This window comes from Streptomyces sp. NPDC104096 (genome assembly GCF_055584385.1).
The window spans coordinates 1-21,467 of sequence record NZ_JBVJMD010000053.1 but is presented as its reverse complement, the minus strand read 5'-3'; the positions used below and the strand labels follow the sequence as shown (position 1 = coordinate 21,467).

24 protein-coding genes are annotated in these 21,467 nt (G+C 71.5%); 11 read left to right on the top strand and 13 right to left on the bottom strand.

The annotated features are described in order from the left end of the window. The first annotated feature begins 29 nt into the window (after window positions 1-29). A complete protein-coding gene (locus tag ACZ60B_RS34820; RefSeq protein ID WP_469394260.1) occupies window positions 30-539 on the top strand; it encodes a hypothetical protein in 510 nt (169 codons plus the stop codon). Between the two features lie 54 nt (window positions 540-593). Here ACZ60B_RS34820 and ACZ60B_RS34815 read toward each other — a convergent pair whose 3' ends face one another. From ACZ60B_RS34815 to ACZ60B_RS34790, 6 genes are all read right to left on the bottom strand, one after another. Then, window positions 594-1,328 carry a DUF4386 domain-containing protein gene (locus tag ACZ60B_RS34815; protein ID WP_469394258.1) on the bottom strand — a complete coding sequence of 245 codons (735 nt, stop codon included), beginning with the start codon at window positions 1,326-1,328 and terminating at the stop codon, window positions 594-596. A gap of 1 nt (window position 1,329) precedes the next feature. Next, entirely contained in the window at window positions 1,330-1,635 is a 306-nt protein-coding gene (locus ACZ60B_RS34810; RefSeq protein WP_469394256.1) for a hypothetical protein, read from the bottom strand. A 126-nt stretch (window positions 1,636-1,761) separates the two neighbouring features. Next, window positions 1,762-4,509 carry a winged helix-turn-helix domain-containing protein gene (locus tag ACZ60B_RS34805; RefSeq protein ID WP_469394254.1) on the bottom strand — a complete coding sequence of 916 codons (2,748 nt, stop codon included), beginning with the start codon at window positions 4,507-4,509 and terminating at the stop codon, window positions 1,762-1,764. 344 nt (window positions 4,510-4,853) lie between these two features. Continuing rightward, complete coding sequence (locus ACZ60B_RS34800; protein ID WP_469394251.1) at window positions 4,854-5,483, bottom strand: lamin tail domain-containing protein; 630 nt, start codon at window positions 5,481-5,483, stop codon at window positions 4,854-4,856. Window positions 5,484-5,863: 380 nt separating this feature from the next. Continuing rightward, window positions 5,864-7,357 carry a peptidoglycan-binding protein gene (locus tag ACZ60B_RS34795; protein WP_469394249.1) on the bottom strand — a complete coding sequence of 498 codons (1,494 nt, stop codon included), beginning with the start codon at window positions 7,355-7,357 and terminating at the stop codon, window positions 5,864-5,866. Between the two features lie 489 nt (window positions 7,358-7,846). Beyond that, the gene (locus ACZ60B_RS34790; RefSeq protein ID WP_469394247.1) at window positions 7,847-8,578 is read right to left on the bottom strand and encodes a TetR/AcrR family transcriptional regulator; all 732 of its coding nucleotides are present in this window, start codon (window positions 8,576-8,578) and stop codon (window positions 7,847-7,849) included. Between the two features lie 317 nt (window positions 8,579-8,895). On the opposite strand from ACZ60B_RS34790, the gene ACZ60B_RS34785 reads away from it, so the two are divergent. Then, window positions 8,896-9,690 (top strand): polysaccharide deacetylase family protein, encoded by a 795-nt coding sequence (locus ACZ60B_RS34785; RefSeq protein ID WP_469394245.1) that lies wholly within the window; start codon window positions 8,896-8,898, stop codon window positions 9,688-9,690. Between the two features lie 78 nt (window positions 9,691-9,768). Here ACZ60B_RS34785 and ACZ60B_RS34780 read toward each other — a convergent pair whose 3' ends face one another. Next, entirely contained in the window at window positions 9,769-10,902 is a 1,134-nt protein-coding gene (locus tag ACZ60B_RS34780) for an MGDG synthase family glycosyltransferase (protein ID WP_469394243.1), read from the bottom strand. 387 nt (window positions 10,903-11,289) lie between these two features. On the opposite strand from ACZ60B_RS34780, the gene ACZ60B_RS34775 reads away from it, so the two are divergent. Further along, the gene (locus ACZ60B_RS34775; RefSeq protein WP_469394241.1) at window positions 11,290-12,138 is read left to right on the top strand and encodes an SDR family NAD(P)-dependent oxidoreductase; all 849 of its coding nucleotides are present in this window, start codon (window positions 11,290-11,292) and stop codon (window positions 12,136-12,138) included. Between the two features lie 7 nt (window positions 12,139-12,145). Beyond that, entirely contained in the window at window positions 12,146-13,063 is a 918-nt protein-coding gene (locus tag ACZ60B_RS34770) for a DMT family transporter (RefSeq protein ID WP_469394239.1), read from the top strand. Window positions 13,064-13,109: 46 nt separating this feature from the next. Here ACZ60B_RS34770 and ACZ60B_RS34765 read toward each other — a convergent pair whose 3' ends face one another. Beyond that, a complete protein-coding gene (locus ACZ60B_RS34765; RefSeq protein WP_469394237.1) occupies window positions 13,110-14,327 on the bottom strand; it encodes an MFS transporter in 1,218 nt (405 codons plus the stop codon). 55 nt (window positions 14,328-14,382) lie between these two features. On the opposite strand from ACZ60B_RS34765, the gene ACZ60B_RS34760 reads away from it, so the two are divergent. Beyond that, a complete protein-coding gene (locus ACZ60B_RS34760; protein WP_469394235.1) occupies window positions 14,383-15,168 on the top strand; it encodes an AraC family transcriptional regulator in 786 nt (261 codons plus the stop codon). Between the two features lie 228 nt (window positions 15,169-15,396). On the opposite strand, the gene ACZ60B_RS34755 is transcribed toward ACZ60B_RS34760, so the two are convergent. Beyond that, entirely contained in the window at window positions 15,397-15,678 is a 282-nt protein-coding gene (locus ACZ60B_RS34755; RefSeq protein ID WP_469394233.1) for a hypothetical protein, read from the bottom strand. 1 nt (window position 15,679) lies between these two features. Here ACZ60B_RS34755 and ACZ60B_RS34750 point away from each other — a divergent pair, with 1 nt between their 5' ends. Next, window positions 15,680-16,102: a DUF4232 domain-containing protein gene (locus ACZ60B_RS34750; RefSeq protein WP_469394231.1), complete on the top strand. Its 423-nt coding sequence runs from the start codon at window positions 15,680-15,682 to the stop codon at window positions 16,100-16,102. 76 nt (window positions 16,103-16,178) lie between these two features. Here ACZ60B_RS34750 and ACZ60B_RS34745 read toward each other — a convergent pair whose 3' ends face one another. Further along, on the bottom strand, window positions 16,179-16,385 hold the full coding sequence (locus ACZ60B_RS34745; RefSeq protein ID WP_469394229.1) for a DUF5988 family protein: 207 nt from the start codon (window positions 16,383-16,385) through the stop codon (window positions 16,179-16,181). Window positions 16,386-16,554: 169 nt separating this feature from the next. On the opposite strand from ACZ60B_RS34745, the gene ACZ60B_RS34740 reads away from it, so the two are divergent. Beyond that, window positions 16,555-16,797, top strand: a complete 243-nt coding sequence (locus ACZ60B_RS34740; RefSeq protein WP_469394227.1) for a DUF5302 domain-containing protein — start codon at window positions 16,555-16,557, stop codon at window positions 16,795-16,797. A 117-nt stretch (window positions 16,798-16,914) separates the two neighbouring features. Further along, window positions 16,915-17,913, top strand: coding sequence for a L,D-transpeptidase (locus tag ACZ60B_RS34735; protein ID WP_469394225.1), 999 nt, complete (start codon window positions 16,915-16,917; stop codon window positions 17,911-17,913). An 80-nt stretch (window positions 17,914-17,993) separates the two neighbouring features. On the opposite strand, the gene ACZ60B_RS34730 is transcribed toward ACZ60B_RS34735, so the two are convergent. Both ACZ60B_RS34730 and ACZ60B_RS34725 read right to left on the bottom strand, forming a co-directional pair. Further along, on the bottom strand, window positions 17,994-18,890 hold the full coding sequence (locus ACZ60B_RS34730) for an SCO6745 family protein (protein WP_469394224.1): 897 nt from the start codon (window positions 18,888-18,890) through the stop codon (window positions 17,994-17,996). Between the two features lie 404 nt (window positions 18,891-19,294). Then, the gene (locus tag ACZ60B_RS34725) at window positions 19,295-19,450 is read right to left on the bottom strand and encodes a DUF6131 family protein (RefSeq protein WP_469394223.1); all 156 of its coding nucleotides are present in this window, start codon (window positions 19,448-19,450) and stop codon (window positions 19,295-19,297) included. Between the two features lie 92 nt (window positions 19,451-19,542). Here ACZ60B_RS34725 and ACZ60B_RS34720 point away from each other — a divergent pair, with 92 nt between their 5' ends. Beyond that, window positions 19,543-19,839 carry a hypothetical protein gene (locus tag ACZ60B_RS34720; protein ID WP_469394222.1) on the top strand — a complete coding sequence of 99 codons (297 nt, stop codon included), beginning with the start codon at window positions 19,543-19,545 and terminating at the stop codon, window positions 19,837-19,839. A 35-nt stretch (window positions 19,840-19,874) separates the two neighbouring features. Here ACZ60B_RS34720 and ACZ60B_RS34715 read toward each other — a convergent pair whose 3' ends face one another. Beyond that, window positions 19,875-20,318 carry a hypothetical protein gene (locus ACZ60B_RS34715; RefSeq protein WP_469394221.1) on the bottom strand — a complete coding sequence of 148 codons (444 nt, stop codon included), beginning with the start codon at window positions 20,316-20,318 and terminating at the stop codon, window positions 19,875-19,877. 260 nt (window positions 20,319-20,578) lie between these two features. On the opposite strand from ACZ60B_RS34715, the gene ACZ60B_RS34710 reads away from it, so the two are divergent. Both ACZ60B_RS34710 and ACZ60B_RS34705 read left to right on the top strand, forming a co-directional pair. Then, window positions 20,579-20,740: a hydrophobic protein gene (locus tag ACZ60B_RS34710; protein WP_469394219.1), complete on the top strand. Its 162-nt coding sequence runs from the start codon at window positions 20,579-20,581 to the stop codon at window positions 20,738-20,740. 332 nt (window positions 20,741-21,072) lie between these two features. Beyond that, on the top strand, window positions 21,073-21,435 hold the full coding sequence (locus tag ACZ60B_RS34705) for a PRC-barrel domain containing protein (protein WP_469394217.1): 363 nt from the start codon (window positions 21,073-21,075) through the stop codon (window positions 21,433-21,435). The last annotated feature ends 32 nt before the right edge of the window (window positions 21,436-21,467 follow it).

The following is a 21,467-nucleotide window of genomic DNA, read 5'->3' as shown; positions in this document are numbered from 1 at the left end:
CCGACAGAGAACAGAGAACAGGACCATCCATGACCACCGCATCCGCCGCCTCCGACCCGACCATGGAAGCCATAGGCCACGCCGTCGTCGAAGGCCGTACCGGCGACGTCGCCTCCGCCCGCCGGAAGCTCCTGAGTCTGTGGTCGCAGATCGGCGTCACCGGCGACCCACTGCACCGCTGCTCCCTCGCCCACTACCTGGCGGATCTCCACGAGGATCCCGCCCAGGCACTCGCCTGGGACGTGCGGGCCCTGGACGCCGCCGACGCCGTGACCGAGCGGCGCGTCCAGGAGCACCACGCCGACCTCCACATCGCCGGCTTCTACCCGTCGCTGCACCTCAACCTGGCCGACAACTACCGCCGCCTGGGTTCCTTCGAGGCCGCCACCACACACATCGACGCGGCCCGAGCACACGCCCCCGGTCTTCCTCTGGATCCCTACGGGGACATGATCCGAGGCATCGTCGAGGAGGTCGCCGGGGCCATCTCGCGGCGGGACACCGCCAAGCGGCCCGGCGCGCCAGGTCCCACTGCCTGACGTCACGGACCGCTCCCCTCACCGTCGGGGGGATCCCGGCGTGGGCCGGGCTGCTCAAGCCTGTGCGGCGGTGGGGGCCGCGGGCCTGAAACCCTTGACGAGCATGTAGGTGCCGACGGCGAGTTCCCAGGCGGCGATGGGCAGGGTGGCGAGGAACGACCAAGCGGAGAGCTGGTCGTTGTGGCCGAAGAAGGTCGCGAGGCCGGCCGTCAGGAGCAGCGGGGCGCCGACGAAGCCCAGGACGGGGATGAAGCGGGGCACCAGCCTGGACCGGTACAGCAGCGTGCCGAACAGCAGGGCGTTGAGGCAGGGCATGAAGCCGGGGCCGAGCAGGAAGGTCCAGTCGCGGACGGCCACGAGCGTCTTCCCGGTGGTGACCAGCGCCGCCGCGTCCTGACCGGTCGCGTCGGCGAGGTCCCGGCGCAGGGTGATCACGGACAGCAGGCTCACCACGCCGATCAGGATGACCGCGGCCTCGACCAGGCGCGCGGTGACGAAGCCCAGTGCCAGTGCCTCGCCGGTCCGCTTGACGACGGGGAAGACCGCGACGGCGGTGCCGATGCAGGCCAGGGCGCTGATCAGGTCGAGGAGACACCCCCACAGCACCCGGGTGTCGTCGCCGGCGCCGACGATGTAGTCGGCGTGGTCCAGGACAGGGGCGATCAGCAGGAGTGCGGGGATGGATGCCACGAAGGTGATCAGGTAGAACGCTCCGGCCGCGCGGGCGTGGTTCCTCGTCCGGTCGGTCCGTGCCTGCGTGGCCGAGGCCGTCGGCATGGTGCTGGTCATGTCAGTCTCCGGGTTCTGAGTTCTCGGACGGGCGGGGTGGGGGCGTCTTCGGGTCGACCTCCCGTGGGCCCGTCTCCACCCGGGCGACCGAGACCAGGGGGAGGCCGATGTCGCGCAGCCCGTGCAGCAGGCCGTGCAGGGCCGCCTGGTCCACGACGGGCCCCTGGAGGAGGGTCGTCCCGTCGCCGTCGGTGGTGAGGGTCATGCCGTCGAACCGGGTCGCCCAGCGGGGGTCGAGACGGCCCTGGAGGCGGATCTCGTACCAGTGGGGACGACGGTCCTGTGAGCCGGTCGTCGGAGTGTTCATGACGCTCCTTGGGCCTTGCGGGTCGGGAAGCCGGCCCCAAGGTCTCAAGCAGTGTGGTGAGCGGTCGTCACCACATGTGGTGAGCGGGGTGGTGATTGTGCGGCCGGGCCTTCAGGAAGCCCACTCTCAACGGCCGGGTGCGCGGGGGAGCAGGTCGAGGCGTACGGCCGCACGGACCGCGTCCCGCCGGTTGTTGACTCCGAGCTTCGCGTAGATGTGCTTGGTGTGAGTGCGCAGGGTGTTCAAGGACACGTGGAGCCGACGCGCGATGTCCGGGCCGCCGAGGTCGCCGGCGAGCAGCCGCAGCACCTCCGACTCGCGTTCGCTCAGCGGCTCGACGAGTTCGTGCCGCGTGACCGCGGACGTCGTGCCCTTCTCCTCGCCGGAGGCGCCGCCGGTCCGGTGGGCCGCGGCCAGGAGCCGGCGCGGGTACGCCCAACCGGGCCGTTGTCGCACGACGGTGGTGAGAAGCGCGGTGACCGGCGGTCCGTCGTCGACGAAGACGCGGACATGGCCCTGCGGTTCGGCCAGGGCCAGCGCCCGCTCCAGGGCGGCGAAGGCGGCGCCGGAGTCGCCGCGGGCGTCATGGACCAGTGCCTGCAGTACGAGGATCTCGATGACCCCGGCCGTGCGTCCGCCCGCCTCGGCGGCCGTGAGGAGCCGTTGGAGGAAGGGGGCGACGGTGCCGAGCGCGGAACCGGAAGGGTCGGCCGTGCGCGCGGCGAGCAGGATCCGGGCCAGGGTGAGGTGCTCGTACTCGTGTACGTAGGACAGCTCGTCGTCGGTGGTCAGGCCCTGTCGGCGGACCCAGTCGAGGGCCTCGCCGAGGTTGCCGTGGGTGAGCAGCAGCCGGGCCCGGGTGGCCGGGACCGGCCGCACGTTCGGGGAGAGGTCGCCGGTGTAGACGCGCTCCGCTTCCTCCAGCAGTTCCAGGGCTCCGGCCCGATCGCCCTCGGCGTCCAGGATCCGGGCCTTCGCGACCCGCCACCGGTAGGGGTGCTGCGGCAGTCCGGCGAGCTCGCCGAGTTCCCGCGCTCGCTCCAGATGTCCGGTCGCGGCCGCGGTGTCTCCTCGTTCCCAGGCGATCTGGCTCAGCCCGAGGTGCATGTCCGAGGTGCCCCGCAGGATGTCCGGTGCCTCGGCGGCCAGCCGCAGGGCCCGCTCGTAGGTGCGTTGCGCGTCGGTCAGTCGGCCCTGGGTGATGCGGATGTCGGCGAGCGTGATCGAGCAGCCCAGGACGTCCGCGACATACCCGGCCCGTAGCAGGCCCTCGACGGCTGCGGAGTAGGAGGCGTGGGCGGCGTCCAGGTCGCCGCCGCCCCAACTGGCGAGCCCCGACAGGGCCGATGCCGCGGCCCGGACCACATGGTCGTCCGCGGCTGCCCGGTCGATGGCCCGCTGTGCGTGGCGCACGGTCGCGGACGGGTCGCCGTGCGCCACGGCGAGGGCGGAGCGGTACATCTCGATCGCGCCGGGCAGCCGGTCCAGCGCGCTGCGGTCGGCCACGACCGACTCGGCTGCCGGGCACCCCTGTTCGGATTCGCCGAGGAGCCGCTCGGCCCCGTCCAGACGATCCTCGACCCCCTCGAACTCACCGCGGGTCATGAGCGCGCCGACCAGGCCCACGGCGAGCACCGGGCGGACGCGCACGATGTCGTCCGGGAGGTCCTTGATCCAGCCGCAGATGGTGGCTTCCTGTCTGTCTCGCTGCAACGCCGGGATCGCGCGCTCGACGAGGTCGGCCGCCCGGTCGACGTCTCCCGCCTCGAGTGCGTGGCTGACCGCCGGCACCGGCTCGTCGGCGTCGGCGTACCACTGGCCGGCCCGGCGGTGCAGGTCCGCGACCTCGTCGGGGTGCTCGTCGGCCAGATGCGTGCGCAGGACGTCCGCGAAGAGCTGGTGATAGCGGTACCAGCGGCGCCTGTCGTCGAGTCGGTCGACGAACAGATTGGCCCGGTCGAGGACTTCGAGCATGGACTTGCCGTCCCGCCGCCCGGTGACGGCGTCGCACAGCGGGCCGTGGAGACGGGTCAGGACGGACGTGCGCAGCAGGAAGTCGCGTACGTCGTCGCTCTGGCGTCCGAGCACCTCTTCGACCAGGTAGTCGACGACGTACCGGTCGTCCCCCGCGAAGCCCGCCACGAAATGCGAGACGTCCTCGCGCCCGCGGAGCGAGAGCGCCGCCAACTGGAGCGCGGCGATCCAGCCTTCGGTACGTTGCTCCAGCGCTTCGACGTCCGCCGCGATCAGCTTCAGCCCGACGGCCTCGTCGAGATAGGCCGCCGCCTCCTCGGCGGTGAAGCGGAGGTCCGTGGCGCGCAGTTCGACCAGTTCGCCACGGGCCCGAAGCCGGGCGAGCGGCAGCGCCGGGTCGGCGCGGGTGCAGATCACCAGATGCACCTGCGGCGGGAGGTGTTCGAGCAGGAACGTCATGCCCGTCCGGATGTCCGGAGTGTCGGCGAGATGGTAGTCGTCGAGGATCAGGTCGAGCGGGTTCGCCAGGGCACCGAGTTCGTTGAGCACGGTGGCCAGGACGGTCTCGATCGCCGGCTGGGCCGACTGCAACAGCGGCAGGGTACTGGCGCCCACACCGGGCGCGGCCCGCTGCAGGGCGGTGATCAAGTACGTCCAGAACGAGGCGGGTTGGCCGTCACGGGCGTCGAGGGACAGCCAGGCCGCGCTCCGCCGGTCTGCGGCCGCGCCCGCCAGCCACTCGGCGACCGCCGTCGTCTTCCCGAAGCCGGCCGGGGCCGACACGAGGGTCATCCTCGACTTCGCCCCGCGGCTGAGGAATTCGCCCAGGCGGGGGCGCGCCACCACGCCCGGGCGTATCCGGGGGCGGTACAGCTTGGTCTCGATCAGGGGGCTTGCCACAAGAGGTACCCTCCCGCGCGTTCGGGCCGGTGCACACGAAAGTACGGCATTCCGCCATGGCGGGCCCACTGCGAACAGCAGAAGACCCCGCCCCGCGGAACACGGGACAGGGTCTTCACAGAGCGCCGGGCAGGCCTTGCACCTGCATCTCCCCGCAGGAAGCGGGACGTCTTTCCTTGGACCACCAACGCATCGCGGACCAGCGCGCCTTCCGCCGATCAGCTCTGGATGAAGAGTAGCAGGTCAGCGGCGCGCCCGGGCCCGTGCGGGGCCCGGACACGCCGCCATGTCGTCACCGCCGTGTCCGGGTGGCGCAGACAGCCGCCCGGACACGGCGTGCGAGGTCAGTGACGGTGGTCGCCGTGACCGCGGTGGTCGCCGTGACCGCGGTGGTCGCCGTGACGGCGGTCGTCACCGTGACGGCGGTGGTCGCCGTGACGCCAGTCGTCACCGTGTCCGCGGTGGTCGCCGTGGCGCCAGTCGTCACCGTGGTGGCGGTAACGGCCCCAGGACTCGTCGTCGATGAAGCGGCCGCGGTTGTCGCGCAGGGTGATGGTGCCGCGGTCGTTGTCCCAGACGTGGTAGCGGCGGTCCTGGTACAGGTCGGTGCGGGTGTCACGGCCCTCACCGGTGTGGATACGGACCGTGTCGCGGCCGCCCAGACGGTAGTGGCGGAAGGTGTAGGTGCGGCCGGCGTCGTCGCGCAGGGTCCAGCCGTCGAGGTTGACGGTCTGACGCGTGCTGTTGGTCAGCTCGACCCACTCCTTGTTCAGCGAGTGGTTGAAACGCTCGTCACGCCCGGGGGAATCGGCCTGCACGGCCGTGATCTCCACCAGCGGCTGGTACGGACGGGCCATTCCGGCCGCGGACGCCGGAAGCGTCACCACACCCACCAGGGCGCCGGCCGCCAGCGCGGCGGCGGCCAGACGGCGAGGGGAGAGACGATGGGCGGTGACAGAGACAGAAGTGGACAAGATGTCCCCCTGACGGTGCGGGCGTCGGTGTGGAAGCGGCCTTGCGAGCCGTCGCGGCACCGACGCGGTGTACGAGGTAACGGCCCCCTTTTGCGGCCGCACGCACACTCTGTCCGTAATGCGCCACCTTTGAGATGGAAACTCGCCCCTGTTACAGCTTGCCCATATTTCCGTGACCCTTGGATGCATCACCCACTCATGCCGGCGGCGCCCGCCCCTGGCACCCCGCCAGGCCGCTCGTCCCGTACGGGCCTTGAGGAGCACCGCCCGACCGCCGCTCCACGCCAGGCCGGGGCCGAGCAGGCCGTCACCCGAAAGTGGGTAACGGCCCTCCGCCGCGTCGTGGCGCGATCGGACGTCGCATCGGGCCGTACCCGGTGTCAGCGGACCCGGATGAAGACGACGTCGTACCCGCTGTTCGTGCTGCGGTTCTTGATGTAGACGCCCGATCCCGAACCGGTGTCGGGATTGCTGGTGTTGCCCTCGACGGCGGTGAAGCTCGCCCCGCCGCTCACCGACCGGACGATGCCGATGTGCTCGTTGCCGCCGGTGAAGTCACTGCCGCCGTCCCAGTCGTAGGCCACGATGTCGCCCGGCTGCGGATCCGTCGTCACCGAGAGGTGGTAGTTGCCCGCCCGCGCCTGCTTGACCCAGTGGTCGACGTAGGTGTGACGGTAGGACGTGGCGCCCGTCTGCTGGGCCACCCAGCTCACGAAGGTCGCGCACCAGGCGTAGTTGCTGGTGGACAGCGAGACGCCCACGGCCGTGCCGTAGCTGTTCGCCCGGGCGCTGCCCGCGACCGTGCCGACCTCGGCCTCGGCCACATCGAGCATCTTGCCGTACCCGCCGCCGGGCGGGGGCGACGACGGCGGGGTGACCGCGCCGTACAGGGCGGCCTTGGTGTTCGACCCCACCTTGCCGTCGACCGACAGGCCCTTCTCGGCCTGGAAGTCGCGCACCGCGCTGGCGGTCATCGGCCCGAAGTCGCCGTCCACGGCGAGGTCGGCCCCGTGGTGGTTGAGCAGACTCTGCAGCTCGGTGACGCAGCCGCTCTTCTGGCCCTGCACGATCTCGCTCGGGCACGAGGCGGAGGTCAGGACGATCGGCGCCGGTGCGCCGGTGCCGCCGCCACCTCCGATGTTGGAGTACAGCGCGGCCTTGGTGGCCGGGCCGACGCGGCCGTCGGCCGTCAGGCCGTTCGCGGACTGGAAGGCCTTCACGGCCGCCAGGGTCTGGGGGCCGAACCCGCCGTCGATGTCGACGGACTGGCCCTTGCCGTTCAGCAGGGCCTGAAGGGTCGCGACGCAGCCGCCGCTCTCCCCCTCCACGATCTCCGACGGACAGGCCGCGGACCGCAGGTCCACACCGGTCGGCGGCAGCTCGTCGGTGCTGTAGAGCGCGGCCTTGGTGTTCGTCCCGACCGACCCGTCGGCCGTCAGGCCGTGCGCGGTCTGGAAGCTGCGGACCGCGGTGGCCGTCCCCGCCCCGAAATCGCCGTCCGCCTCGACCGCGTAGCCGTGGTGGCGGAGCAGGCGCTGGAGTTCGGTGACGCAGCCGCTCTTCTGGCCCTGGACGATGTCCGCAGGGCAGGAGGCGGAGTTCAGATTGATCGGAGCGGGCGCCGAACCGGCCGTCGTGTACAGCTTGCTCTTGGTCTGGGGGCCCACCCGGCCGTCCACGGCGATCGCGGTGGCGGCCTGGTACTCACGCACCGCGTACAGCGTGTTCAGTCCGAACTCGCCGTCCACCGTCAGACCGGCGCCGTGGGCGTTGAGCAGGTTCTGCAACTCGGTGACACAGCCGCTCACCTGGCCCTGCACGATCTCGGTGGGGCAGGACGAGGAGGTCAGCTTGATCGCCGTGGGCGCGGCCACGGCCGGACCGGCGCCGAAGAGCGTGGCCGCCGAAAGGACCGCCGCGGCGGCGAGGAAAGTCCCTATCCTGCCGCGATTCCGGACACGGGATGTATCAGCCGATAAAAACATGGCACTTCTCATGGATGCGCGATATCCCCTTCAACGGGTCTACGGATTGTCGGTGGTGCCGGTTTTGCCGTTCATGGAATTTCATGATCGACTTTCCATTCCGCGCACGACGGTGACAGCTCGCCTCCGTACGCACAATGCCTCGCGACGCAAGTGGCCGAATTTCGCCGGAACAGGCGTGGGGCGTGCTCAGTCGGTGGGCAGAGCGATCTGCCGCTTGGGGATTTTTCCGCCGGGGCCGGTCGGCAGCGCGTCCACGATCCGGATGTGGCGGGGGTATTCGTAGGCGGCGGCCTCCTCGGGGCGGTTCCCGTAGCCCTCATCACATTCGGCCCGCGCGCGGGGAGTTCGCCGCCCTCCCCGGCGTATCGGGCACCCTCACCGTCCGTGCCGGTCGAGTGCCGCCTGCACTCCGTCGAGGAAGACCTCCAGCGCACCCGGGTAGGCGCTGGTGCTCATGGTCCGCGCCAGGGTGTGCGCGGATTCGGCGATGCGGGGATACCGGTCGGGGGGCAGGCAGGCATACGTCCCCTGCCAGGCCGCGCGGTCGGCCGCGCCGGCCTCCGTGGGGAGCGCGTTGGCGGCCGCGTCGATGGCGGCGAGGCCCAGGGTGAAGTCGATGAACCGGTGGTAGTACCGGGCCGCGTCCTGTGGCCCGAAGCCGGCGTCGCGCAGGATGCCCAGGCCGATCTCGATCCCTTGCATCTCGTTGGGACGGCGGGTGACACGGGAGGCCGCGAGCACCGCGACCTGGGGATGGGCGGTGTACGTGCGATGCAGGTCCGTCCCGAGCCGGCGCAGGTCGTCGCGCCAGTCGCCGGTGATCCGCACGTCCTTGAGGCTCATCCCGATCAGTTCGTCCGCGACCGCGAGGACGAGGTCGTCGGTGCTGCGGAAGTAGCGGTACAGCGCGGAGGGGTCGGCGCCCAGCGCGATCCCCAGACGTCGCACGCTCAGTGCGTCGTTGCCGGGCTGGCCCAGCAGGCGGATCGCCGTCCGCACGATCAGCTCCTGGCTGAGCACGGTGCCGGTCCGCGTCGTACGGCGCCGCCGTCCGGCCGCGAGCCGGTCGGCGGAGGCCGGGCCGTCCGTGTCGCCGAAGGTGCTCACCCGGGCTCCGATCTCTGAGGGGACGTGCGGCAGGCCCACTCGTGGCCCTCCTGGGGGCTCGTGGCCTTCATGGGGACTCTTATGACAACGCGATTGACCTTAAAAGTCCAGAGCCGTGCGCCGCGGCCCCACCGGCGCGACACGCTGGGGCCTTCCGGCGGGAGCGTGGTTTGGCGTCGAGCGTCCTGGTTACCTCGGGACCGTCAGGACCGTCCCCGCCGGAGGCGAACCCCACCGTGAGCCGGGGACCCGGGCTGCGGCCCTGGTCGACGAGGGCCGCAGCCCGCCACCGTTCCGTTCGAGGAGGCACGTCGTCAATGGCCCGGCCGATCCGCCCCACGCCCGTCCGCGGCATGTCCGCGGGCGTGCTGCTCCCCCTGATGACCGTGGCCGCGGCCCACATCGGCCCTGCCGCCACATGGCTCCCCGGCCTGCGGCACCGGTGCTTCCCCGGACTGGCCGGCCTCGGACGCCCGAACCACATCGCCCTGACCTTCGACGACGGACCCGACCCCGGCTCCACCCCGTCTTTCCTGAAGGCTCTGGACGACCTCGGTGTCCGGGCCACCTTCTTCCTGCTCGGTGAGAGCGCGGTGCGGTATCCGGCGCTCGTCCGCGAGATGGCCGAGCGCGGCCACGAGCTCGCCGTCCACGGCTGGACGCACGACCGCCCCTGGCTGCCTACGCCCGCCCGCGACCGACGCGAGGTCATGCGCTCCGTGGAGGCGTTGCACGACCTGGCGGGGCGACGCCCGCGCTGGTACCGCCCGCCCTACGGGATTCTGACCTCCGGACGCTGGGCGGCCGCACACCGCGCGGGGCTGAGGACGGTCCTGTGGACGGCCTGGGGCAAGGACTGGACGGACGACGCCACGCCCGTATCGGTACGGGCGCGGATCGGCGCCGATCTACGGGCCGGCGGCACGGTCCTCCTGCACGATTCCGACCGCGTCGCGGCGCCGGACTGCTGGCGCTCCACCCTCGCGGCGCTCCCGGACATCGTGAACGGCTGTCACGCGGCGGGGCTGACGGTGGGACCCCTCGCCGAGCACTGCCCGGTGGGACGGAGCGGCGGTGCCGTCGCCGGGGCTTCCGGCAGAAGCTCAGGATGACCGGTGCGGACCCGGCCGGGCCAGGGCGTGGCCGACGATTCCCGCCGGCCCCGCCCTCCGGGCGGACGACGGGAATCGTCAGACACGCCCCAGCACTCGCGCGAGCACGTCGTCCCGGAACACCGCCCGCCCCGCCGCGACGCGCCGAGCCCGCTCCGGGCCCGGTTCGGTCAGGCGGTCGAGCGATCCCAGCAGGCCGGTCGCGTCGGCCGCGAGGTCGCACAGCCCGAGGGCGGCCATCCGCCGTACCCCGTCCGCCCCGTGCCCGGGCAGCGGCCGGTACCCGACCACGGGCACACCGGCCGCCAGCGCCTGGACGGCGGTCTGCCCGGCCGCGTTGTCCACCAGCGCGGCACAGGCGCGCAGCAGCTCGGGCATGTCCGTCACCCAGCCGGGCGCGAACACCCCCGGCGCACCGGACAGCGCCCGCCGCAACCGCTCGTTGCGTCCGCTGAGCACGACCGGCAGAAAACCTCGCCCGGCGAGCAGCCGAGCCGTGTCGAGCAGGTGCGAGCCCACGCCCCAGGCGCCGCCCGACACCAGCACCGCGGGACGTCCGCGCCCACGGCTTTCCAGGCGTCCGCGCCAGGTGGGCTCCCCCGCGTCTGCCGCGCCGTCGAAGAAACGCGGGTCCACCACCGGGCCGACCGCCTCCGCCCGTCCGCCCAGCCACCGGCGCACCTGACGGGCGCCGTCGTCCGAGACGCACAGATGGAGATCGTTGCCGGGATGCAGCCACTGCCGGTGCACCGCGAAGTCGACGATCATCACGGTGCTGGGCACGCGCAGCACGCCGGCGGCCCGCAGCTCCCCCGTCAGCTGTGCTGCCAGATGGAAGACCGGCACCACCACGTCGGGGCGCGACCGGCGCACGGAGGTCATGAAGGCGTCGGCGGCGAGCCGGGCCAGGGGGGCGCCGGCCGGGCGACGACCGGCGCCGAGTCTGAAGAACAGCTCGTAGATGCCCCCGTAGGCCCAGGGGGCGCCTCGGACGCAGGCCTCGTAGAACCCGCGCAGTCCCGCTCCCAGTCCGCGGGGCAGCAGCGCGAGCACATCGACGACGCCCGCCTGCTTCCCCTCCGCCCGGACACGACGGGCCAGCTCGGCCGCCACGCTGTCATGTCCGGCACCCATGCCGGCGCTGACCAGCAGCACCCGTTCGGCCTCCGGCGCCGAAGCGGCCTCATGGCGAGCGGACGGGTGAACAGCCATGGATCCTCGGAGATCGGCGCGGGCCGGCACCCGCACGAGTACCTGCACCCCAGTTTCACCCCGCGGTGGGGCCGCGGCCAGCCCGGCGATGCCCGTGGCGGGGTCGCGGCACCGCGATCCGGCGGACGTACGGCGCTGCTTCCACCCCTCGCCCGAGGCGATCGCCGAGGTCACGAGCCTGCCCGCGCCCGGCGGCACTCTGCGCCGACCGCCGGTCGACCGTCGGTGAAGTCCGCCTTGCCCATGCCGGTGTGCAAAGGTGAAAGGACGCCCATGAGCTGGAGCGAGGGTGCGGGAGGCCGGGATGCGCTTCCCCCATCGGCCCAGATCCGGGAGCGGTCGCAGTCAGGCCCTCCGACCTGTCCACCAGTGCAGCGAGGTCCGCTCATGTCCCACCCCCCTCACCATGCAGACAGGGCGGCCATGGCTGTGCCCACAGCCGCCGCGGCCCCGGCAGCGCACGAGCGCACCACGAACGGGGCAACCCGCTTCCGCGGCACGGCCCTCGTGACCGGAGCCTCTTCCGGTATCGGTGCGGCCGTCGCCCGCCGGCTGGCCGCCGAGGGCGGCTGGCACATGGTCCTCAACGGACGCGACCCCACCCGGCTCGACCGGGTGGCCGCACAGGTGTCGGCCGCGGCGTTCCCCGCGGACCTCGCCCGCCCGCACACCGACCGGCTCCTGTGCGACTTCGTCCTCGACCGGGTCGGCAGACCCGACCTGCTGGTGGCGTGTGCCGGTGTGGGCTGGGCGGGAGACTTCACGGCCATGCCCGCGTCCGCCATCGAGGAGGTCGTCGCCGTGGACCTGCTCTCCACCCTCCATGTCGTACGGCAACTCGTCCCCCACATGGCGGAGGCGAACTCCGGACGCATCGTGCTGATCGGCTCCGTGGCGGGCAGCGTCGCCGTACGCGGAGAGGCCGTGTACTCCGCGGTCAAGGCCGCGCTCGGCGTCTTCGCCGACGCCCTGCGGTACGAACTGCGGGCCACCGGCGTCGGCGTCAGCCATGTGATCCCGGGTGTGGTGGACACGCCCTTCTTCGCCCGCCGCGGCGTCCCCTACCTGCGGTCCCATCCCCGGCCGGTGGCGCCGGAGCAAGTGGCCGACGCCGTCTGGAGCGCCGTACGACACGGCCGCGACGAGGTGTACGTGCCGGGCTGGCTCCGACTGCCCGCCCGGGTGCGGGGCGGGGCCCCTGGGCTGTACCGGCGCCTCGCCACCAGATTCGGATGAGGAGCCCGTGGGAACGCTCACGGTCGTCCTCGCCCTGCTCGCGGCACTGTGCAACGCCTCGGCCTCGGTCCTGCAACGCCGAGCCGCCGCCGAGGAGTCCGACAGCCGGAGCGGCGCGCGGCACGCCGTACGCTGGCTGACACGCGTTCTGCAACGGCCGCACTGGCTCGCGGGCTTCGGTCTGCTGATCCTGTCCACCCTGTTCCAGGCCTGGGCCCTCGCCGTGGGCAGTCTGTCCGTCGTCCAACCGCTGCTGGCCAGTGAGCTCCTGTTCACCCTGGTCGTGGGCAGCATGGTGTTCCACCGCCGCCCTGATCGGCGTACGTGGTTCGCGTTCCTCTCGCTCGGCGTCGGGCTGGCCCTCTTCCTCACCGCGGCCTCCCCTTCCGCCGGCCTCGGGACGGCATCCGACAGCGCCTGGCTGATGGCCGGCGGTGTCGTACTGGCCGTGGTGATCGCCCTCGTGCTGGCAAGCCGTCCGACGCGCGGCGGCCCGCGGGCGGCGCTGCTCGGTCTGGCCGCCGCGATGTCGTTCGCGCTGACCGCCGCGCTGATCAAGGAAGTCGTGGGACGGCGGGACCAAGGGCCGGCGGGCGTGTTCACCCACTGGTCGCTGTGGGGGACGGCCGTCATCGGGTTGCTCAGCTTCGTGCTGCTCCAGGCCGCTTTCCGCGCCGGATCGCTGACGGCGTCGCAGCCCGCCCTCACCCTGGGCGACGCCGTCACGAGTGTCGCCCTGGGATGGGCGCTGTTCGCGGAACACATCGGACTCGGTGTGCGCCTCGTACCCGAGATCATCGGCATCCTGCTCATCGGCGCGGGCAGCCTCGGCCTGGCGGGCGCGCCCTCCGTCAGCGCCGCCTGGGACACCGTCCCCCACAGCACCCCGGATCCCGACCCGGAGCAGCGGCATCAGCCGCGCTGACGGGCCTGGCGAAATCGGGCCCGCCGAGCCTGGGTCTGCGGACGGATCAGGTGGACTCGGCCGGGACGGGCTCGGGCTCCTGGTGGACAGGCTCGCGCAGGGCGGTGGAGAGCACGACGGCCAGCACCGGAATGACGGCGAGCACCATGAGCGCGCCTCGGGGGCCGTAGTGGGTGGCGACGACGCCCAGCAGCGGCATGAACAGTCCGCCGGCGCTCACCGCGAGGCCGAGGGTGACGCCGGCCGCGGTCCCGGGACGGCTGGGCAGATAGTCCTGGCCGAGCTTGATGAGCACCGCGAACGGGATGTTCGACACGAGCCCCACCAGCAACGCCAGCGGCAGCGCCAGGTACTTGTCGTCGCACACCAGCATGAGCCACAGGGCGGGCAGCATGGCGGCGTTCCCGATCTGCACCGTGCGCACCATGCCGACCCGGTCGGCGAGCCGGCCACCGAGCAGCGTGCCGAGCACACCTCCACCGAGCTCCAGCGTCAGCGCCGTACCGCCCAGTCCGCTGCTCGCCTCCAGACTCCGGATCCAGTACAGCGAGATGAACGTGTTCAGCCCGGTCGAGATCGTGGAGCGCACGACCTCGACCGCGGTCAGCGCAGCGAACAGCCACGGCCGGTCCGCGCCCTGACGCTGCGCCTTCTTGGCGTCCGCGCCCGCCGTGCGCTGGTGATGGCGCAGCAGGACGAAGCCCATGAGCACGGCAGGGGGGATGAACAGCGCTGTCGCACCGACGCCGAGGTTGTCGAGGGCCGGGGTCACCAGCGCCGGTCCCACGAAGAAGCCCACGCTGCCGCCCGCGGCGAAGTAGCTCATCGCGGTGGCACTGCCCCCGGCCGCCCGGCGCGCGTCCCGCCCCGCCGGCGGATGGAACATCGCGATGCCGACACCGGCCGTCAACAGCAGCGCGAACACCAGCGGATAGGAGGGCGCGAGCCCCGACAGGCCTGCCCCGATCCCCGCGAGGCTCACCCCCAGCGGTGACATCCACCGCAGCCGGTACCGGTCGGCCAGCAGCCCGATCGGCACCTGCGGCAACGCGCTGCCCAGGGTGGCGGCAAGGGCCAGCCCGGAGGCCTGGACATAGCTGAAATCGCGTTGCAGTACGAAGTAGGGGACGGCGGCGGGCACCAGTCCCTGGTAGAAGTCGTCGACCGCGTGGGCGCCGGCCCAGATCCGCATCCGACGCCAGTGTCCTCGCTCCGGCCCGTCACCGACGTCACGCGCCGTGCTCGTTTCCTGTATCGCTGTCACGGGCTCCACGATGCTCAACGGCACCCCGGGCGCGCTTCCCGTATTCTGCCTACGCATGTCGAAGATCCGCCACATGCCCGTCGCGCCCACCAAGACCGAGGCCCACGGCGGCGGCGACACGATCGACCGGCACCGCCACGACGACCACCAGCTCATCTACGTCAGCTCCGGGGTCCTCGCCATCTCCACGGAACACGGGTCCTGGATCGCCTCCAACGACCGAGCCCTGTGGATCCCGGCGAACGTCTGGCACGAACACCGCTTCTACGGCCGGAGCCGCTTCCACGCCATCGGTTTCCCCGCCCGGGGCACGACGGCGCTGCTCGACACCGAACGTCCCACGGTCATCGCCGTCGACGCCCTCGTACGCGAACTCCTCATCGCACTGACCAGCACCACCCTCACGCAGACCGAGAGCCGCCACATGGAAACGGTGCTGCGCGACCGGCTGCGCCGCGTCACGGCCCAGCCCGTCGCCCTGCCCTCCGCCCGCGACCGGCGTCTTGCCGACGCCTGCCGCCTGATCGAGGAGAACCTGCGCCACCCCTACACCCTCGCCCAGGTCGCCGACCAGGTACACGCGGGTGAACGCACCCTCTCGCGCCTGTACCGCGACGAATTCGGCATGACGTTCCCCCAGTGGCGCACTCGCGCCCGCGTCTTCAACGCGATGGTCATGCTCGCCGAGGGCGCCTCCGTCACCGACACCGCGCACGCCTGTGGATGGGCGACGACCAGCGCGTTCGTCCACGCCTTCGCCCAGACCATGGGCACGACCCCCGGCGCCTACCGCGCGGGCGTCCACGCCTCACCGGCATCACCCGCCGGCACCACCGCGTGACAGCCGGGTCGGCCCTCCCGGCAGGGGTCCGCAACCGACGCCTGTGACCTTGCGGCGAACCTGTCCTTGATCGGTAACAGGACTTCCCGGCTTGTGAGTCGGGGGCGATCCCCGGTGCAGAATCGGTCCGCCGTCCCATCGACGGCCGACCACGTACGACCGACCACAGGGGGACCTCATGAACACCGCTGCCCGCAAGAAACCCAAGAGCCTCAACGGCCGGCGGTCCTACGCCCTGGGCGCCGCGGCGGTCGCCGCGCTCCTGGCGACCACGGCGTGCCAGTCCGGATCGCACGACACCGCGGACGCGTCCAAGTCCTCCGCCCGGCCCAGCGCGACGAGCAGCACACCGTCGAGCGCGACGACGCCGAGCGCCACGACATCGAGTGCGACGACGCCGAGCGCGAAGACCTCGACGCAGCCCGGCGGCGGCAGCGACGAGAGCGAACAGGGCGGGAGCACCGGCAGGGCCACCGGCGGCGACGGCAGCTCCAGCGTTCCCCTGTGCACCTTGCAGGACCTGTCGGTCTCCGCCACGAACTACGACGCGAAGGGTGAGCCGGTTCGCCACCTCCTCCTCGTCGCCACCAACACCGGCCGCAAGAAGTGCGACGTCCAGGGCGCCCCCGAGGTCACGCTCGGCAACGCCCGGGGACCGGCCCCGGTCATGAAGGGGACCGACCCCGGCGAGGTGCTCACCCTCGCTCCCGGCGGGAAGGCGTACGCCGGCCTGCTCGCCACCGGCGGCCACCTGGCCACCTACGACGTGCGGTCCATGACCCTCGGCCTCGGCAGCCCCGGCGGCGAGAGCGAAGCGGGCGAGCCGGTCGTCGTACGCATGCCCGTCGCCTCCTTCCCGGCCGACGACGGCCAGCGGGTCACGTACTGGGCGGGCACCGAGGGTCTCGCCATGCGTCCGGTCACCCAGTCCTGACGAAGGGCCTCCACCCGGCCCGGACCGTCCGTCCGGGCCGGCACCGACGCCTCGACCGCCCCTCCCTGGACCCTGGCTACCCCGGGAGCTCCGTACGCTCCCACCATTCGTACACGGGCAACCTGCCGTGATCGGTGGTCTCCTGACGTGTCGTGACCCTGAAGTGCTCGTATCCCCCGTTGAACGGGACCTTGATGTCGAGCCCCGACGCGGGAACCGAGACGATCCGTTCCGTGAGACCGTCGGGGCCGCCCTCAAGAACTGCTTTCGTGGTATCGGTCATGATCAGATTTTGTCCGCAGGCCGGACCGGCTCGTCCCGCGACGCGCCGAGGCGCCCCGCGGTCCGCCGTCGAATCATGGTCGCCGCCCGCGTCACCGAAAAACGGATGCCTCATCCGGGTCCCTCCATGCCAAGCTGTGCATTCCACCGCCAGACCACAGGAGGTCCCCGTGACTGCAGAGTCCTCATCCCGAGAAGGTGCGGAGCCGGCCGAGACCGAATCTCCTGACCTGGCGCCCGACGAGGGCGGTCAGGACGACCTGAAGCGCAAGTTCCGCGAGGCGCTGGCGCGCAAGCGCGCCCAGCAGGCGGATGCCGCCGAACTCGCCGCGAACCCCGCGGCGTCGAAGGTGCGCGGCGCGCACGGCCCGGCATCGAGCCAGCGTTCGTTCCGGCGCAAGAGCGGCGGCTGAGCCCCACCGTTTCTTGGGACACGTTTTACGTGACTCATGCAACTGCGGCGTGGGCACTCGCTGTCTGACCGGAAGACGGGCCCGTGAGGGCCGAAGCGAGAGAGAGCGGGGCAGGTCGTGCGACGGCGTAAGAGCGGCATAGGCATCGCACTCGTCACCGCTGCCGTGCTGGTGGGCACGAGTGCCTGCGGCGGGGGCGGGGGCGGGGGCGGCAGCGACAAGGCCGGCGGGGACGACGCGAAGGCGTCGGGCACGCCGCGCGCGAGTGCCAGCGCGTCCCCGACGAAACCCGCGGGTCCGCCCATGCTGCTGGAGACGATCACCCCGCAGACGGGCGCCACGGTCGGTGTGGCCATGCCGGTCTCGGTGGTCTTCACGAACCCGGTGGCGGCCAAGGCACGGGCCACGGTGGAGAAGCACATGCGGGTGAGCGCCTCGCAGCCGGTGGTCGGCGCCTGGCACTGGTTCGGCGACCAGCGCGCCGACTGGCGGCCGCAGAACTACTGGCCCTCGGGTACGAAGGTGAAGATCGACGTCGACATGAAGGGCGTCAGCAACGGCAACGGACGCTACGGCGTACGCAGCTACACGCACTCCTTCACCATCGGCGACGACGTACGCGCGGACGTCTCGGTGACCGGCCACACCATGAAGGTGACCCGGAACAGCAAGCCGGTGCGCACCCTGTCGATCAACGCGGGCAGCGCCCAGTACCCGACGTGGAACGGCACGATGGCCGTCATCGACAAGCAGGAGAAGGTCCACATGACCTCCTGCAGCGTCCACATCAGCTGCGACAAGGGCAGTTCCAACTACTACGACCTGACACTGCCCTGGGACGTCCACCTGACCCAGTCCGGTACGTACGTGCACTACTCCACCGGCGACCCCAACCCGGGCAGCGGCAGCGCTCGTGGCTCGCACGGCTGCGTCCACCTGTCCCTGTCGGACGCCAAGTGGTTCTACGGCCAGGTCAAGCAGGGCGACCCGATCACCATCACCGGCTCGCCCCGCGCCAAGGCCCCGGCCGACAACGGCTACGCCTCCTTCAACCTGCCGTGGGACCAGTGGCTCGTGGGCAGCGCGTCCGGGCAGCAGACCACCGCCTCGTTGTGAGGCGACGCGGGGGCGGTGAGGGCACGCTGGACGCACCCGCGGTGTGCCTCCTGATCAGGCGTGCCCCGACCGCCGCCGTGTCACGGCCGGCCGGGGTCCGCGCGCAGGTCGAGTCCCATGGGGTTGTCGAGCGGGATGTCACCCGCCTGTAGTACGGCACGGGTCAGGGGGCGCAGCAGCCGCAGGAGTTCGTCGGTCTCCTCGGCGCCGAGCGCGTCGTAGGCGGTCGCCGCCAGCCGGTCGGTGCGTGCCTCGACCTCGGCGGTGAGCTGTCGTCCGCGCCGGGACAGCCGACCGTCCTCGATCAGACCTCTCTCGGCCAGCGTGTCGCGTCTCGCGTCCCACTCGGCCTCGTCGAAGTCGCGGGCGACCGTGTAGACCGCGCGGGGGATCCCCCGCGCGGTGGCTTGCAGGACGTGCGATTCGCGGCCGCCGATCCCGGCGGCGGCCAGGGCCGCGACATGGCCGTCGCCGCGGTGTTCCCGAAGGAGTGTCGCGGCCTGCCACAGCCGGGCGAGGGGTTCCTCGGGCACCGGCAGGGAGCGGTTGGCCGCGAAGAGCGCCCGGCCCTCGAGCGGCGCCGACCGGGCGGCGCGCGTCGCGAGCTGTGCCGCACGGGCCACCTCCGCGCTGTCGGCCGCGGGCCCGAGCGCCCGGGCGAGCGCTCGCACGGATCCCCGTAGCCGAGCGCTCAGCGCCTGGTCCGGCGGGGCGAAACTCCACGCGGCGGGCACGGCCCGGCTCACCCGCTCGTAGGTGAAGTTGTAGAACAGCGCGTGCACGACGTCGGCGCCTGCCCGGCCCAGCGGGGCGGCCCGGCCGGCGAAGTAACCCATCCAGTAGCCGCGGTAACCCGTCGTCCTGAACTCCTCCACCGACTCCGGGGCGAAGTACACGACGGCGTGGATCGGTTCGAGCAGCCGCCACAGGTCACGGGCGACATCGGTCCGGTCCGGCATCGATGCTGGCGTTGTCATGTCACCGTTCTACGCCTCGGGTGCCGCCTGCGTCCCGCGCATCGATGTTCAGCCGGAACAACTCTTTCGAGCGGCACGGTCGCCCTGTGGGGCACCTCGGAGCGCACCGCTCCACGTCGGCTGACGCGACTGTCGGGCCTCCGGTCGACGGTCACCGGGCTCACGTTCGCCGGAGCCGACCGTCACCTCGCGGCCACGCAGTGGGGCGCCGAGGTGACGGCCGGCCGGGACGTCGTGTGGGACGTGAGCCGGATGGCCGCCGTGGTCACGCACCCCGTCGAGCGGGCGTGCGACCTTGCCGGGCGGGGGCTCGACAGGCAGGAATCGTCACGCTGCACGGACGGTCCGCCCTTCCGGAACACCTGCGCCCACCACTGAGCGGGAGCACCGCCTCCTGAGCGGGGCTACCAATAATGCCGACGGCCGCCGACGGCGTGACCGGCCGCTCCGAGAATCCAGAGAATGACACCCACGACGAGGAGAATGATCCCGATCGTCCACAGGATCGAAATTCCCGTCAGGAAACCGACGACGAGGAGAATGATGCCGAGGATGAGCATGGCGTCCTCCCTTTCGCTTGGGGTTGCACAACAGGGGTAGGTGGTGATGAAGGTCCGCGACCTGTTCGGCCGCAGCTCAAAGGAGTATCTCCATGATTCTCATCCTTGGCCTCGTCATTCTGGTTCTGGCCGTCGTCGTCGGACTGGCGGGAGTATTCGGAAATATCGGCGCCGGACACTCTCTCGCAACCGGCGGCGACTTCTCGATTTTCGGCTACCACGCGACTTCCTCGACCGGGTCCCTCTTTCTGAGTGGAATCATCGTGGGAGCCGTGGGCGTCCTGGGCCTGGCCCTGGTCGTGATCGGCGCCCGCCGGTCGGCCCGTCGCTCCTCACGCACCGGACGAGTACCCCGAATGTTCCGCCGTAAGACCTCCATGGTCGGCTGACAGCAGCCTGGGTACACCTGCGCCCTCGGCCCGCCTCATGGGCCGGGGGGCGTCGCGGTGTGGTCCGGGTGGCCCGGGGTGCGGCGGACCGTCTTGAAATGGGCCTCCAGGAGGTGGTCGCGCCCCTCGGCCAGGTCCTCGACGATCTGGTGTTCCAGCTCGGCGAAGGGCCGGTAGTAGGTGGAGTTGTAGGCCTCGACGATCTGGAAGGTCCAGCAACCCGGGACGACGTTCCGGCCGACGAGTTCCCGTTCGACCTGTGCGGCCCGCTCCTCGTGGCCCGCCTCGCGCAGGAGCCGGACCGCGTAGTCGAGTTCGAAGTCCGCCGTCCCGGTCAACTGGTGGAACCCGTACAGATGGCCGCGGGCCCGCTCCGTGGTCTCCAGCGCCTTCGACAGCGCGCCCAAGGCGCGCACCGTCTTCTCGTCGACACCGTGGGGCACTTGATGGGCCTGGCCCAGCTCGCGATCGTTCTCCATGGTGATCCTCTGCCCGGGAGGTGCCCCGCCCAGCGGTCGACTGGGCCGTGCGGCGTACACCGGACTCATCCGTCGGCCGCCGTGGGCCTCCTCGGAACAGCCCATCCTCGGCCCCCGCGACCGGGAGTGACGCACGGACAGGTCCGGACCGCACCGGAGAGCGGCACACCTGCCGCCTCATCGCGGAACGGGAATCGAAGATGATTCGCATGCATGTCCGTGGGACGGCCGGGCAGACGGCGCCTCGGAGGTTGATATCTATGGTTCCCCTGCTTCTGGTTCTTCTGTTGGCCGTGATCCTCTTCGGCGCGGGTTTCGCGGTGAAGATTCTCTGGTGGGTGGCTCTCGCGGTCCTGGTCCTCTGGCTGATCGGCTTCGTCGCCCGTCCGAGCGGTGGCAGCGGCCGCTGGTATCGCTGGTAGCCCTTTTCCCACCCCGCACTTGAGAGCCTCACCGGCGGTGGCCCGCCACTCCGTTCCTCGGAGTGGCGGGCCACCGTCATGTCACCGCGCACGGGCCCGATTTTCCGGTGACCGGTATACCGCCGCCATCGGGGGTACCCGCCGGACGGCCGGGACGGATGATCGACCGACGTCCCGGTTCCGGATTCGATCCGATACGCGTGACGCGGTGAATGCGGGATGGACGAAGTCCAGGAGGACGCAAGGCCCGTCGCGTGCGACGTACGAGCCGAGGAGGGTTCGGCAGAAGCCTTTTCTGCCGTCCCCCGTTGACCGGAGGAGTTGTTTTTCGCGTGACTGAGCATGTGTGGAGCTACCAGCCGACCGCCGGCCGTCTGGCGGGTGCGGACCTGACGGGCTACAAGGTCGAGGCGACCGACGGAGGCATCGGAAAGGTCGACAAGCACTCCGACGAGGTCGGTGACGCCTACCTGGTCGTCGACACCGGCGTGTGGATCTTCGGCAAGGAGGTCATGCTGCCGGCGAGCACCGTGGTCAGCATCGACCCCGACGAGGAGAAGGTCCTGGTCGACCTCACCAAGGAACAGATCAAGAACGCTCCCGAGTTCCACCGGGACAAGCACCTCGGCGACCCGGGGTACCGGGACGAGCTGGGCACGTACTACAGCGCTCCGTACGGCGGCTACCGCGCCTGACCTCGCCACGCACCACTCCGGGCCCGGCACCC

Bases quoted from the DNA above. Each gene is read 5' to 3' on its own strand.
- ACZ60B_RS34820 (WP_469394260.1), top strand. From the start codon at position 30: ATGACCACCGCATCCGCCGCCTCCGACCCGACCATGGAAGCCATAGGC.
- ACZ60B_RS34815 (WP_469394258.1), bottom strand. From the start codon at position 1,328: ATGACCAGCACCATGCCGACGGCCTCGGCCACGCAGGCACGGACCGAC.
- ACZ60B_RS34810 (WP_469394256.1), bottom strand. From the start codon at position 1,635: ATGAACACTCCGACGACCGGCTCACAGGACCGTCGTCCCCACTGGTAC.
- ACZ60B_RS34785 (WP_469394245.1), top strand. From the start codon at position 8,896: ATGGCCCGGCCGATCCGCCCCACGCCCGTCCGCGGCATGTCCGCGGGC.
- ACZ60B_RS34780 (WP_469394243.1), bottom strand. From the start codon at position 10,902: ATGGCTGTTCACCCGTCCGCTCGCCATGAGGCCGCTTCGGCGCCGGAG.
- ACZ60B_RS34775 (WP_469394241.1), top strand. From the start codon at position 11,290: ATGTCCCACCCCCCTCACCATGCAGACAGGGCGGCCATGGCTGTGCCC.
- ACZ60B_RS34760 (WP_469394235.1), top strand. From the start codon at position 14,383: ATGTCGAAGATCCGCCACATGCCCGTCGCGCCCACCAAGACCGAGGCC.
- ACZ60B_RS34745 (WP_469394229.1), bottom strand. From the start codon at position 16,385: ATGACCGATACCACGAAAGCAGTTCTTGAGGGCGGCCCCGACGGTCTC.
- ACZ60B_RS34730 (WP_469394224.1), bottom strand. From the start codon at position 18,890: ATGACAACGCCAGCATCGATGCCGGACCGGACCGATGTCGCCCGTGAC.
- ACZ60B_RS34725 (WP_469394223.1), bottom strand. From the start codon at position 19,450: ATGCTCATCCTCGGCATCATTCTCCTCGTCGTCGGTTTCCTGACGGGA.
- ACZ60B_RS34720 (WP_469394222.1), top strand. From the start codon at position 19,543: ATGATTCTCATCCTTGGCCTCGTCATTCTGGTTCTGGCCGTCGTCGTC.
- ACZ60B_RS34715 (WP_469394221.1), bottom strand. From the start codon at position 20,318: ATGGAGAACGATCGCGAGCTGGGCCAGGCCCATCAAGTGCCCCACGGT.
- ACZ60B_RS34710 (WP_469394219.1), top strand. From the start codon at position 20,579: ATGGTTCCCCTGCTTCTGGTTCTTCTGTTGGCCGTGATCCTCTTCGGC.